Below are 12982 nucleotides of genomic sequence, written 5' to 3' on the forward strand. Positions count from 1 at the left end.
GATGACTGTGCCGAAGCCCACCAAAGAGACACCGACCACCACCTCTGCGCCCGAGGCGCTGCCGGCTCTGCCGGCGAAGCGCGCGCGCCGCCGGACGACGCGCGCATCGCATTCCTGGCGCTTCCGCCGCCCGCCCTCGCGCAAGCGCGTCGAGATCGCCACCGCCCGCGGCCTGCCGGAAGTCACCCCGGCGCCGGCGCCGGACCTGCAGCCGATCAACGACAGCTGCAACTGAGCTCACCGCCCCGGCGCCACGCCTGAACGCAGTCGCCGAGTTCGTTATTCACCGCCCCCTTCGGTACTGGATGCCGCCGCCGCGAAGGCTCCCTCCATTTTCCCGCCCGCAAGATGGGGGCGGGTGATGTCTGAAAGCCGATCATAACAATAGGCACGGTAAGTCCGCTTTGGGTCAGGAGGTAACTTCCGAATTTGACGCAGTAGCTGCAGACGGAGACAGAGGCGACCTTCCCGCGTCACATCCCAAAATCAAAGTTCGAGAGCAAGATTGCCAAACCAAGGGAAGCAAGCGCGATAACAATCCAATCAAACCGAGAATATACAAGCCCGATGTGTCCGCCCGCTCGCGTCGTCTCTTCTTCTGTGCTTACCTTGATTTCCTGAGACGGTGCTGCGACAAGGATCGTCTCAAGCGCCTGTTGCTCGTCTTCACTCAGCAGGTCAAGTGGATTTCCGGCTTCGAGCTTTGCTTTCTCAGCCGCGCGCCGCCAGTCATCAAACGTGCAGCGCCGTCCATCCGGTGCTACTGTCCAATCAACATAGTCAAGGCAGCCCGCGTCATCATAGATGCTGATCGTGAAGCCCTCTGCATGGAAATCTGCCGACGATCTCTCGTTTGGCACATAAGGGAAATCGACTGTCACTGGGATCTCTCCCCGCGCCGCACGTCGCAGGACGTCGGCCATTTCCGTCATGCTGATAGACGGGTCTTCGTCACTCATCTCCATCCCCGAAGCTCCACCTCGACTCGTTCAGTATCGAATTGCGGGACATCGATTGGGGGACATAATACGCAATTCATGATGGAACGGCTGTGCCACCGCGCCAGAATGTCTACTATGGGTCAGGAGCGGACCTCCTTATGTTGAGCGTTGCTTGATCACGCTCACCGCCGACGAGGCGCCGGGCCAGAGCTGGATCCTATAGTGATCGTCGCCTCTCAGCCCATCATCGGACAACCCATTCAGGCCGCCATACGAAACCCGCGAAAGATAGCACCCCGAGGGAACGTCAATACGGGTTGCGTCGGGGAAGTAGTCCGTACAGCCCGCGATTACCAAGCGACCCGACTGCAGATCGATGGACGCCTCGACCACGTGATCCCATGCGTCCAAATCTTCGAGAGGTTTCTGATCGTGAATCTCGACCACAACGACGACATCCATGTTCCGAACCGTGCCGATTCCGATAGTCCCTGGCGCTATCGCCAGCAATCGAGCCGTCGCCTCGTCGTTCCAGCTATCAGACAAATCCCCCGTTACGGCTTCGTCCTGGATATAGAATTGGAAGTAGTCGGCAACGAGCGAAAGTTGGATTGACCTCATTCGAAAAATGTCTCCCGATGCTCTTTCCTAAGTCGGATGACTACCTTCAAGCTTCTGCTTTGGGTCAGGAGCGGACCAAGTGCGCTTCATGCACCTCAACGCTGGACCCATCGACCCATCTTCGTATTCGATCGAATAGACGATCCCTTGAGGAAACCGTTCGAAGAATCTACCGGGTCGATCGACAAAGATCCCCACAATCCAAGCCTTCTGGTCAGGACGTAGATTTGCGGGCGCGTCTTTGACGAACTTGACCACGTCGTCGTAGTCGGCCTTGGGCGCCGACTTCTCCGACATTGCACATCCTTCCCATTGGCAGATGTCTGCCCAGGTGATGACAGACACTTCAATCTGCTGAGGTTAACCCTGCCACAATCCGCCGAATTCCGAAGGTGCTAACTCCTTGAATTCTAAAACTAATCGTTGCATAAGGCCGGCAAAGGAACTACACTCCTCTGTCAGTTGGCGCCACGCCGCGTAACCCCTGCGCCGCGCTTGCAAAGACTGTTTGCAGTCTCGCCCGAGATCCCCGTTCCGCGCAGCCGAGCGCGGGCGACGCTGCCCTGCGCCTCCCTTCCCGGAAAGGCTCTCACGATGTCCAGCATGCCCCCAACGCCCATCAAGACCGCGCTCATCCCCGCCGCACTGGGCGCACCCGATCGCATTCCGCGCCTTATGGACGACCCCGCCCTCGACCGCGCTGTGAAGGAGCAGATCGTCGCGCTCGTTCGGCGCTTCGATCTCGCGCGCGTCGCCGCCATGGTCGAGGCCAACTTCAACGTCACGGTCAGCCGCGAGCAGATCCTCGCCGTCTGGAACGGACGGCATGCGCGGCGCACCGAGCCCCCATCCCCAGCGGAGCCATCCCGTTCGGACAAGGAATCCGTGCATCCGGCCGACGCGCCGCCGGAATGCCTGCTCATCCCACCCGCCGCCGCACCCGATCCCACGCCGCCGCTCTCCTTCACGGCCGAAGCGCCGCCAACCCGGACTGGACCCGGACAGGAAGAAGAAATCATGCCGGACCCGGTGGTGGAGATGAAGGACGCCGCGCCCGATCCGGCAACAACCGAACCCCACCAGATCGTTCCGGCCGAGGTGCGAGAGTTCATCATCGCGCGTATGGCGCGCCAAAGTCCGCCCTGGGCGATCGCCAAGGATGTCGAGCGGGATTTCGGCTTCGTGGTCGATCGCGACGAGATCATCGTCTGCTGGCGGGACCGTGATGCGCCGCCAGCCTCAATCCGGACCGGACCCGGACCGGAAAAGGAATCCAGGCCGAGACTGAATGACGAGGTCAAGGAGTTCATCGTGAAACGCCTGGCCTGCTACGAGACGCCGTCGCGGATCGCGGCCGCCGTCCGGGTCAATTTCGGCATCGACGTCGACCGCCGCCGGGTCTTCGACTACGACCCGACAGGGTCGCGCCCGCCGGCGCAGCGCTGGATCGATCTCCACGCCGCGACCCGCGCGCGGTTCCTCCGCGATGTCGCCGAGATCGGCGTCGCGCAGAAAGTCATCCGCCTCAGGATGCTGGATCGCTTCGCGGCAATGGCCGAGGACGACAACTGTCACGACAAGGCCGCCAAATACCTGGCGCAGGCCGCCCGCGAATGCGGCGGCTTCTACGACAAGCAGCCCCTGCAGATGGATTCCGCTCCCCTTGTGGGGAAGGTTGCCGGAGACCAACCCTTGAGCGCGCCGTAGCGGCACAAAGCCGGCTAGGCCCATGCGCGTTAAGCCCTTGATATCGCTTGGTCGCACGGACCTATCGGAACTCCGGCCGGACACGATCGGTTTATCCAGACGAACCCGGCGTTGCCGGTCCGTGATGGGTTCAGTAGCATCCAGGCATCTGAGAATCGGCGCTCGGACCCGGCGCCGCCTCGCTCCCGACAACTGTTCTGTTTCGCATGGCGGCCTCTCACTCTTTGAAAGCTCCGCGGGTCTTCCGCAGCGTCGCGGCGCTCCTTCTGATCGGGCTGTGCTGGCTGCTGCCGGCGTCCCAGGCCTCGGCGCAGACCATCCCCGGCGTGACCCCGCCCGCCGCGTCGAAGCAGACGACGGCCGATGTCGAGAATCTGATCAAGACCCTCGACGACCCCAAGGCGCGGGACGAGTTGAAGAAGCAGCTCCAGCTGATGCTGCAGGCACAGCGCGGCGAACAGGGCGGCGGCGAAGCGGTGGTCGAGGAACGCGGGCTCGGCGCGCGGCTGCTGGCCACGATCTCGCACCAGGTGGAATCGGTCAGCAACACCCTGGTCAACCTGGTCGAGGCCATCGCCGACATGCCGCAGCGCGCGCGCGCGGCGAGCGTGCTGCTGACCGACCCGCAGCGCCGCGCCTATTGGATGGATGTCGTCATCGACTTGGTCGGCGTGCTGGCGACCGCCTTCATCGCCGCCTGGGCGGCGCGGCGGCTGCTGATCGGCGTGCATGGCCGGCTCGCCCGGCAGCGGCCGGAGCGCTGGCTGACCCGGCTGCTGTTCCTGCCGCTGATCTTCGTCCTCGAAGTGCTGCCGACCCTCGCCTTCGCGGTGGCGAGCTCGGTCGCCCTGCCCGTCTTCCAGCCCAATCCCGACGCGACGCGGATCACCTCCGCCATCGTCTTCGCCCAGCTCGCCACCATGCTGACCGCGGTCGTCAGTTCGACCTTGCTGGCGGCGCGGGCGCCGGGCCTCAGGCTGTTCCGGATTTCGGACGAGACCGCGGTCTATGCCCAGGTCTGGGTGCGGCGCCTCTCGGTCGTCGCCTTCTACGGCTATGCGATCACGCAGCTGGCCGAGGTGATTGGCGTGGACCCCGCCCTGCGCGAGGTGATCGCCCGGTTCTGGGGATTGCTCCTGGCCGCCATGACGCTGATCGTGGTGCTGCAGAACCGCGCCGCGGTCGCACAACGGATCGCCGGCGGTCCGCTGGTCGATCCGCCGAACCCGGCGCCGACCGACGAGCCGATGGCGACGCCGCTGCCGGACCCGGAGCAGAGCAACGGCCGAGCCCTGCGCTTCAAGGCGTTCCGGCGGCAGCTGGCGAAGCTCTGGCATGTGCTCGCGATCGGCTACATCGTCGCCGGCTATCTGGTCTGGAGCTTCCAGATCGAGGGTGGGTTCGCCTTCCTGCTGCGCGCGACGGTGCTGACCGCCATTCTCTTCGTCGTGCTGCGCCTGGCCGACCGGGCGCTGCGCCAGGTGTTCGACCGCAGCTTCGCCCTGCCCGAGGACGTGAAGCGCATCCTGCCCGGGCTCGAGACCCGCGCCAACCGCTACCTGCCGGTCTTGAAGAAGACGGTGCTGGTGGCGCTCTACGTGGTCGGCGCCTTCGCGCTGCTCCAGGTCTGGGGCCTCGACATGATCGGCTGGCTCTCGACCGGATCGGGGCGGCCGGTGATGGCGGCGTCCTTCAAGATCGTGATCATCATCCTGCTGGCCGGCCTGCTCTCCGAGCTGGTGAACATGGCGATCGAGCATTACCTGCGCGACACCGACGCGCAGGGGCGCCGTATCTATCACAGCGGGCGAATGCGCACCCTGCTCCCGCTCCTGCGCAACGCCTTCCGCATCACCTTGGGCGTGCTGGTGCTGATGGTGGTCTTGTCCGAGATCGGGCTCGACATCGCGCCGCTGCTGGCCGCCGCCGGCGTGGTCGGCCTCGCGGTCGGCTTCGGCGCGCAGACCCTGGTCAAGGACATCATCACCGGCGTCTTCATCCTCTTGGAAGACACGATTGCGGTCGGCGACGTGGTCGATCTCGGCGGCCATGCCGGCGTGGTCGAGGGCATGACCATCCGCACCATTCGCCTGCGGGACGGTGCCGGCGCGGTGCACACGGTGCCGTTCGGCGCGGTCACCATCGTGCAGAACATGACCAAGGATTTCTCCTACGCCACCTTCGACATCAAGGTCGATTATCGCGAGGATCCCGACAAGGTGATCGCGATGCTGAAGCAGGTCGGCGCCGAGATCGAGAAGGAGCCGCAGTTCCGCTACGGCCTCTTGGGCAGCACCGAGATCATCGGCCTCGATACCCTGGGCGACAACGGCTACATCATCAAGGCCCGCATCAAGACCCGCGCCATGAGCCAGTGGGACGTGATGCGCGCCTTCAATCTGCGCCTGAAGCGCGCCTTCGACCAGGAAGGCATGCTGTTCCCGGGCGTCATGGCCGCGATGCCGCCGCGCACCGCCGCCAAGGTGATCTACGAGCAGGCGCCGCCGCCAATGGCCGCGAAGGGCGGGGCGCCCGAGGCGCCGAAGACCAAAGACCAGGCCGCCGCCGAGCCGACGGAATCGCCGGACCAGCCGGTGGCGCCGGCCAACCCGGCCGGCCAGACGATCGTGCCGCCGCGCTGAATCGGGGTTGGCCGGGCTTTCCTTCCCCGGCGCGAAACTTATACAGCGCCCGCGGGTTAATGACGGCGGAAGGCTGATCTGCGATAACGGCAGGATGGCTAGCATGCACCCGCTCATGATCCTGGGTTTCGCGCTGCTGGGCGCCGTCGCGCTCAGCCAGATCTCGCATTTCACCGCCCCGCCCGTCGTCTCGACCACGGCGGCGGTGCCGGCCCAAGGGCATAAGGCGGCAACCCCGAACCACGACCCGCATCATGCCCGCCTCGCACAGCCACCGGCTGCCAGCGCGGCGGCAGCCGCGACGCCGAACCACGACCCGCGTCATGCCCGCCCCGTGCCGTCCTTCGCCCTGGACCCCGTCACGCTTGCGGCCGGCCCGGAACCTGTCCCGCCGTCCACCGCAACTTTTGCTGCGGTACCCGAACCGAAGCCCACCCTGGCCCCCGCCGGCAAACCGAAGCCCGCGCCGACCTTCGTCCAGGCCGAAGCCCTGCTCTATGCCAAAGGCAGTGCGCGGCTGCGCGCGGCGCCGAGCACAAAGGCCGATGTCCTGGCCAGGCTCGCCGTCAATTCGCCGCTCCAGGCCGTCGCGCGCTCGAGCGATGGCGCCTGGTGGCGGGTCGCGCTCGGCGGCGGGCGCCTCGGCTATGTGCACGAAGCGGCCGTCAGCAAGGACCGGGTGGAGGCACAGCCGCAAACGGCGGCACCGACCTCGGTCGCCGCCGCCACGCAGCCCGCGCCGACGCGCGAAGACCAAGGCCTGCTCGGCTATGTGGACGAAACGATGGATTGGCTCGCCGACAAGGCCAGCCGTGGCACCGCACCGAAACCCGTTCGCCCCGAACGCTGATCGCCTCGAAGCTCCGGAAGCTAGCTCTCCAAGGCGTCCGGACGTTTCGGCGCCACGTCCTCGAAGGGGATGCTGTCGTCGGCCATCGCGCGCGAGAAGCCGGAATAGTCCTCGATGCCGAGGCATTGCTGGACCCGCTCGCCGACGCGCAACGGAAACATGCCGACGCGCACTTCGAGGGTATAGCCGGCGCGGGTCGGCCAGCTGTAGCTGCAGAAGGCGGGCGCCGCGGTATCGTAAGCCCGGGTATAGGCGTCAAGCAGAATCCGGTTGGCGCCGTTGATGTCCTTGCCCAGGAACTCGTCGATATAGCGGCCGGTGAGATTGAAGCCGTTCCAGCGGTCGGCCTCGGTCCCGGTCAGGATGTAGCGCACCCGAAACGGATCGCGTTCGTAGGTGACGATGTAGAGGAACGGCAGCAGCGGCTTGATGTCTGCCGGGTCGATGTCGCTGCGCTGCGGCGCCAGCCCGCCGGCGCGGCTGTTCCAATACCGGTGGAGCGCCTCGATGCTGCCCTTGGAGCCGTCCCAGCTTGACATGGCCGGAAGCATGGCGCGGCATGCCGATGCTGTCGAGCCGCATTCGCGCGATCGCGCCTGCAGGGCTGAGCCCGGCGTAACGGTTAAGATCTGGTTTGGATGCCGCCAGACATTTTTCGGGTGGCGCCGTAACCTCGTCCCTTGCCGCTGCGTACTGCCCTGAGACACCAGGGACATGGAACATGTCGATCGGCAGTGCCAACTACCCGCAACCGGTCCAGGTGAACGGCTTCACCTGTCGCAACTGCACCGACGTCGACAATGCCAAGAAGCATATCGACCCGGCGCATCCGCGATCGGGCCCCTACGGCATCTATGCCGCCACCGACCCGACCAACCCGAAAAGCTTCATCCTATTGGGCGGCAGCCTGTCCGGCATCGAAACCACAACCACCCAGGCCACGGCACGGATCACCGGGCAGGCCGTCGATATCCGCGTTTGAACCCTGCGCGCCGCGCGCCGTCCGGCGCGCGTCCCTCCCCCAGCGGGCTTGCCTCAACCGCCTTTCGCGGCCGCATTGACGATCTTGCGCATGACGCTGGGCAACGCGTACTCGCCAAGCCGGTCGAGCGGCGCCGCGATCAACCCTTCGGGGGCCCTTTGCAAGCTTCCCGCCAGCAGCGAGAGGCGCAAATCGATATGGGTGAAGACGTGGCGGATGTTGCCCGGGAGGTCGCGCCATTCCGCCGTGGCGGGCGCCGCGCCGCGGGCTTCGTCCGCGCCCCAGGGCCGCGCGCGCCAGGTATTGGTGGGGATCTCCATCATGCCGCCGAGGAGGCCCTGCTCCGGGCGGCGGCGCAGCAACACGCTGCCGTCGGGCAGCGTCATCCAATAGGCGACGGCGTGGAGGACCGGGCGTTCCGGCTTCGCGGTCTTGCGCGGGTAGGCTTCGGCATCGCCGGCCTTGAAGGCGGCGCAGTCTTCGCGCCAGGGGCAGAGCGCGCAGCGCGGTTTCCTCGGCGTGCAGATGGTGGCGCCGAGATCCATCATCGCCTGGGCGAAGTCGCCGGGGCGCGGGTCGGGTGTCAGCGCGTCGGTCAGGGCGCGGAGCTCGGGCTTCGCGGCGGGCAGTGGGTTCGCGATGCGATGGAGGCGCGCGACCACACGCTCGACATTGCCGTCCATCACCACGGCGCGGCGGTCGAAAGCGATCGCCGCAATCGCCGCTGCGGTATAGGCGCCAATTCCGGGGAGCGCGCGCAAGTCCTCTTCGGTGTCGGGGAAGCGGCCGTCGTGCCGTGACGCTACGGCCTGCGCGCATTTGTGCAGGTTGCGGGCGCGCGCATAGTAGCCGAGGCCCGCCCAGGCGGTGAGCACGGCGTCGAGCGGTGCCGCGGCCAGCGCGGTCACGTCCGGCCAGCGCGCAAGAAAGGTCAAGAAATATGGGCCGACCGTCGCTACGGTCGTTTGCTGCAGCATGATCTCGGAGAGCCAGACGCGATAGGGATCGGCGGTCTCGCCGGGCCGCGCGCGCCAGGGCAGCACGCGGCGATGCCGGTCGTACCAGGCGAGCAAGCGCGCCGGCATGGCGGTGTCTGGTCCGGTGCCGGACGTCCGTTGGTGGCGGGTTGGCATCGCCCTCTCTATCATGCTCGTCCCATCGTCACCCGCGGGCTTGACCCGCGGGTCTCGTCGGGAGTGTGCACCTGTGACAGATCCCCGGGTCAAGCCCGGGGATGACGGAATTGGGCCCATGATCGAAGTCGACGGTCTCGTCAAACACTATCAAGTCACGAAACGCGAGGGCGGGTTTCGCCAGAGCCTGCGCGCCTTCTTCAAGCGCCGCCGCGAGACCGTGAAGGCGGTCGACGGCATCCGCTTCCACATCGCCGCCGGCGAGATCGTCGGCTTCCTGGGGCCGAACGGCGCCGGCAAGACAACCACCCTGAAGATGCTGGCGGGCCTGCTCTATCCGACCGCCGGCATGGTCTCGGTCGCCGGCTTCCGGCCGCAGGAGCGGCGGCGCGCCTTCCTCTCGACGATCGCCATGGTGCTCGGGCAGAAACAGCAGCTGATCTGGGACCTGCCGCCCGCCGACACCTTCCTCCTCAACAAGGAGATCTACGGCGTCTCCGATGCCGACTACAAGGAACGGGTCGGCGAGCTGATCGAGATGCTCGACCTCGGCGCCCTGGTCACGCGCCAGGCACGCAAGCTTTCGCTTGGGGAACGCATGAAATGCGAGTTGGCGGCGGCGCTCATCCACCGCCCGAAGGTGCTGTTCCTCGACGAGCCGACCATCGGCCTCGACGTCAATATGCAGCAGGCCCTGCGCGACTTCATCGCCGATTACAACAAGCGGACCGGCGCCACCATTCTCCTCACCTCGCATTACATGGCGGACGTGACCGCGCTGTGCAAGCGCGTGATCGTGATCGAGCGCGGCCGCCTGATCTTCGACGGCGACTTCGCCGCGATCGTCGAACGCATGGCGCTGGAGAAGGCCGTCAGGCTGAACTTCTCGGCGCCGGTGGCGCGCGAGCGGCTCGAGACTTACGGCGGCGTCACCCGCGCCGAAGGCCTGGAGGCAGAGCTGCGGGTCGCGCGCGGCATCGTCGCCGCCACGGCGCAGCGCATCCTGGCCGAGTTGCCGGTTGCCGATATCGCGATCGAGGACACGCCGATCGAAGCCGTCATCGGCCAGTTCATGACCTCAGGCGCCGGGGCGGGGGTGGCGCCGGCATGATCGGTCACCTGCTCCGCTTCGCCCGCGCCTATTTCCGCACCTGCTTCGCGATCATGCTGGAATATCGGGCGACGGTGTATCTCTGGATCTTCGCCGGCGTGACGCCGCTGATCATGATGTTCGTCTGGCGCCACCTCGCCGCGGCCGAACCGATCGGCGGGCACGACCCCAAGTCCTTCGCCTTCTATTTCCTGCTGGCCTTCCTCTCGACGCAATGCTGCACGGTCTGGGTGGTGTGGAATGTCGACTACGCCATCCGCAGCGGCACCTACGCGATCCAGCTGTTGCGGCCGTTCGATCCCTGGCTCGCCGAAGTGATCGAGAATCTCGCGGCCTATGCGCTGCGGGTGCCGCTCAACGTGCTGATCGTCGCCCTGGGCCTCACCCTCACCGGCGCCTGGGACCTGATCGTGCCCGCACGGCTGCCGGTCTATCTGCTCTCGCTGGTCCTCGCCTGGCAGCTCATGTTCAACATGAACTATGCGATCTCCCTGCTCTGCTTGTGGAGCGAGCGGGTGAAGTCGGCCGATGCCTGGGTCTACACCATGCTCTATACGCTGGGCGGCGCGTTGTTTCCGCTCGACCTGCTGTCACCTGCCCTGCGCGCCGCCATCGCCTGGACGCCGTTCCCCTGGATGGTGAATTTCCCGGTGCAGCTCCTCGCCGGCGACGCGCCGCCCTTCCCGGGCCTCGCCATGCAGGCGCTTTGGCTGGCGATCATGATCATGAGCCACCGCCTGCTGTGGCGGCTCGGGCGCAAGCAGTTCGGGGCGGTCGGCGGATGATGCGGGTGCTCAAGCTCATCCGCGCGTTCTGGGGCAATTCGCTGGCCCTCGACCTGGAGTATCGCTTCGACTTCCTGTTGAGCGCCGTAACCGCGCTGTTCACGACCGGCGCCGGCCTCCTGGTGCTGCATGTGATGTTCAGCTATGCGCAGGACCTCGGCGGCTGGAGTTTCCACCAGGCACTGGCGCTTTACGGCATCTACCTGCTGCTCGAGGCCTTCGCGACCGGCTTCCTCACCTACAACATCGGCGAGATGCCGGAGCTGATCCGCCGCGGCGACCTCGACTTCATCCTGCTCAAACCGGCCAGCAGCCAGCTCCAGGTCTCGATCCGGCATTTCCGCATCGTCGACCTGCCGGCCTATCTGCTCGCACTCGGCATCCTGTTCACGGCGATGGCAAAGATGGGATCGCTGACGCCGCTGAACCTGCTATTGCTGGCGGGCTTCCTGGTTTGCGCGGTGCTGACCGTCTATGCGATCTGGGCGCTGCTGCACACGCTGGCCTTCTGGCTGGTGCGGATCGAGAACCTCTCGCAGATCTTCTTCGCCGTGTTCAAGGTAGCGCGCTTTCCGATCGGCGCCTTTCCCGGGCCGATGCAGTTGGTGTTCACCGTGGTGATCCCGATCGCCTTCATGACCACGGTGCCGGCCAGCGCCGCCGCCGGCATTCTCGACTGGCGCTACGCCGTCGCGGCGCCGTTGATTGCACTGCTGGGATTGTGGCTCAGCCACCGGTTCTGGCAATTCGCGCTCAAGCATTACACCAGCGCCAGCAGTTGATAGACTGCGCTCATGAAACCGACCGACAAGAAAGAGGAGCCGCAGCGCCGCAATGGGGTCGCGCGGCTGTCGTCCGAGCTCTCCGCGCTGACCAAGACCGCGTTCCGCAATACCTTGGGCGGACGCGGCTTCGCCGAGGCCGGGCTGATCACCGAATGGGCGGCGATCGTCGGCAATGATGTCGCGCACATGAGCCGGCCGGTGCAGCTCGCCTTCCCGCGCGGCGAAAGGAAGGGCGGCGTCCTCACCGTCGAATGCGGCGGCGCGGCAGCGCTGGAGCTGCAGCATCTGAAGCCGCAGATCCTCGACCGCATCAACAGCCATTTCGGCTATGGCGCCGTCGCCGAGCTGCGCTTCAAGCAGGGTTCCACACCGGTCAAGGCGCGATCCCGCACCGGCCTGCGCGACTCGAAGCCGCCGACGGCAGCCGAGATCGCGGAAACCGCCGCCGCGCTCACCGCCGTGCCGGAGGGCGAGATTAAGGCAAGCCTGATGCGACTCGGGCTTGCAATCCGGCGCGACAGCCGCAGGAAATGAGCCGGGCAAACCGCGGGATTCCGCGGGTTTTTCAGCTATCCGCGGATCACGCGGATTTCATCCACAGAAGATGACGAATCGCGCTTCGCCCTTGGCGCCCCACATCTTGCACTCGCCTTTGAATCCTGCCAAAACCGCCGCTCAATCCCTGAGCAGAAATGCCGCCACCGCCGACTCGGTGCGGCGCTTCCGGCTCTGAATTCAATGGAGTGTCGCTTGCGGAATGTGCTGATTGCGGGAGCTGTCGTGGTCGTGGCCGGGATCGCCGGCTTCCTCGCCTGGCAGCATTACCAGGGCGCGCCGGCGACCACCGCGGGCCAAGCGCCCGCCGACCTGAAGCCGATCAACAGCCCGCTCGCCCAGCCGCAACCGGACGACGTGGTCGAAGGCGACGCCAACGCGCCGATCACCGTGATCGAGTATTCCTCGCTCTCCTGCCCGCACTGCGCGCGGTTCCAGGTGGAGGTCCTGCCGCAGCTCAAGAAGGACTTCATCGACACCGGAAAGGTGAAGCTGATCCAGCGCGACTTCCCGCTGAACAAGCCGGCGGTGCAGGCCGCGCAGCTGGCGCATTGCGCCGGCCCGATGCGCTATTCGGCGCTGGTCGATGTGCTGTTCAAGACCCAGGAGCAGTGGCTGAACGAGCAGGCGGTGGAGAAGCTGGCGCAGATCGCGGCGACGGCGGGCATGGACCGCCCGACCTTCGACGCCTGCCTCGCCAACAAGGATATCGAGGCCAAGATCGTCGCCAGCCGCAAGGCGGGCGAGGATGCGTTCCAGGTCAACGCCACGCCGACCTTCATCGTCAACGGCGTGAAGATGGAAGGCGAAACCTCCTACGACGCGTTCAAGGCGCTGTTCGAGAAGCTGGCGCCGTCCGGTTCCTGAGTT

Annotated in this window: 14 protein-coding genes; 10 read left to right on the forward strand and 4 right to left on the reverse strand. The window is 66.0% G+C overall.

Going from position 1 to position 12982, the window contains the following annotated elements; genetic code table 11:
• Positions 1-7 precede the first annotated feature (7 nt).
• Complete coding sequence (locus ACYQ4T_RS08175) at positions 8-235, forward strand: hypothetical protein (RefSeq protein ID WP_459852393.1); 228 nt, start codon at positions 8-10, stop codon at positions 233-235.
• 238 nt (positions 236-473) lie between these two features.
• On the opposite strand, the gene ACYQ4T_RS08180 is transcribed toward ACYQ4T_RS08175, so the two are convergent.
• Both ACYQ4T_RS08180 and ACYQ4T_RS08185 read right to left on the reverse strand, forming a co-directional pair.
• Positions 474-959, reverse strand: a complete 486-nt coding sequence (locus ACYQ4T_RS08180) for a DUF7693 family protein (RefSeq protein ID WP_459852396.1) — start codon at positions 957-959, stop codon at positions 474-476.
• A 138-nt stretch (positions 960-1097) separates the two neighbouring features.
• Positions 1098-1562 carry a hypothetical protein gene (locus ACYQ4T_RS08185; protein WP_459852398.1) on the reverse strand — a complete coding sequence of 155 codons (465 nt, stop codon included), beginning with the start codon at positions 1560-1562 and terminating at the stop codon, positions 1098-1100.
• 462 nt (positions 1563-2024) lie between these two features.
• On the opposite strand from ACYQ4T_RS08185, the gene ACYQ4T_RS08190 reads away from it, so the two are divergent.
• The 3 genes from ACYQ4T_RS08190 (at position 2025) to ACYQ4T_RS08200 (ending at position 6761) form a co-directional block, all read left to right on the forward strand.
• Entirely contained in the window at positions 2025-3269 is a 1245-nt protein-coding gene (locus tag ACYQ4T_RS08190) for a DUF2280 domain-containing protein (protein WP_459852400.1), read from the forward strand.
• A 224-nt stretch (positions 3270-3493) separates the two neighbouring features.
• Complete coding sequence (locus tag ACYQ4T_RS08195; RefSeq protein WP_459852402.1) at positions 3494-5911, forward strand: mechanosensitive ion channel domain-containing protein; 2418 nt, start codon at positions 3494-3496, stop codon at positions 5909-5911.
• Positions 5912-6005: 94 nt separating this feature from the next.
• Positions 6006-6761: an SH3 domain-containing protein gene (locus tag ACYQ4T_RS08200; protein ID WP_459852404.1), complete on the forward strand. Its 756-nt coding sequence runs from the start codon at positions 6006-6008 to the stop codon at positions 6759-6761.
• Between the two features lie 20 nt (positions 6762-6781).
• On the opposite strand, the gene ACYQ4T_RS08205 is transcribed toward ACYQ4T_RS08200, so the two are convergent.
• Positions 6782-7300 (reverse strand): PAS domain-containing protein, encoded by a 519-nt coding sequence (locus tag ACYQ4T_RS08205; protein ID WP_459852406.1) that lies wholly within the window; start codon positions 7298-7300, stop codon positions 6782-6784.
• A gap of 182 nt (positions 7301-7482) precedes the next feature.
• On the opposite strand from ACYQ4T_RS08205, the gene ACYQ4T_RS08210 reads away from it, so the two are divergent.
• The gene (locus ACYQ4T_RS08210; RefSeq protein WP_459852408.1) at positions 7483-7743 is read left to right on the forward strand and encodes a hypothetical protein; all 261 of its coding nucleotides are present in this window, start codon (positions 7483-7485) and stop codon (positions 7741-7743) included.
• 53 nt (positions 7744-7796) lie between these two features.
• Here ACYQ4T_RS08210 and mutY read toward each other — a convergent pair whose 3' ends face one another.
• Positions 7797-8828 (reverse strand): A/G-specific adenine glycosylase, encoded by a 1032-nt coding sequence (gene mutY / locus ACYQ4T_RS08215; protein ID WP_459852410.1) that lies wholly within the window; start codon positions 8826-8828, stop codon positions 7797-7799.
• Positions 8829-8994: 166 nt separating this feature from the next.
• Here mutY and ACYQ4T_RS08220 point away from each other — a divergent pair, with 166 nt between their 5' ends.
• The 5 genes from ACYQ4T_RS08220 (at position 8995) to ACYQ4T_RS08240 (ending at position 12979) form a co-directional block, all read left to right on the forward strand.
• Positions 8995-9987, forward strand: a complete 993-nt coding sequence (locus ACYQ4T_RS08220; protein ID WP_459852412.1) for an ABC transporter ATP-binding protein — start codon at positions 8995-8997, stop codon at positions 9985-9987.
• On the forward strand, positions 9984-10772 hold the full coding sequence (locus tag ACYQ4T_RS08225; RefSeq protein WP_459852414.1) for an ABC transporter permease: 789 nt from the start codon (positions 9984-9986) through the stop codon (positions 10770-10772). The genes ACYQ4T_RS08220 and ACYQ4T_RS08225 overlap by 4 nt, the downstream gene beginning before the upstream one ends.
• Positions 10769-11554 (forward strand): ABC transporter permease, encoded by a 786-nt coding sequence (locus ACYQ4T_RS08230; protein ID WP_459852416.1) that lies wholly within the window; start codon positions 10769-10771, stop codon positions 11552-11554. The genes ACYQ4T_RS08225 and ACYQ4T_RS08230 overlap by 4 nt, the downstream gene beginning before the upstream one ends.
• A 12-nt stretch (positions 11555-11566) precedes the next feature.
• Positions 11567-12091: a DUF721 domain-containing protein gene (locus ACYQ4T_RS08235; protein WP_459852418.1), complete on the forward strand. Its 525-nt coding sequence runs from the start codon at positions 11567-11569 to the stop codon at positions 12089-12091.
• Between the two features lie 225 nt (positions 12092-12316).
• The gene (locus ACYQ4T_RS08240; protein ID WP_459855152.1) at positions 12317-12979 is read left to right on the forward strand and encodes a DsbA family protein; all 663 of its coding nucleotides are present in this window, start codon (positions 12317-12319) and stop codon (positions 12977-12979) included.
• Positions 12980-12982 lie beyond the last annotated feature (3 nt).

The organism is Dongia sp. agr-C8, from assembly GCF_054658695.1.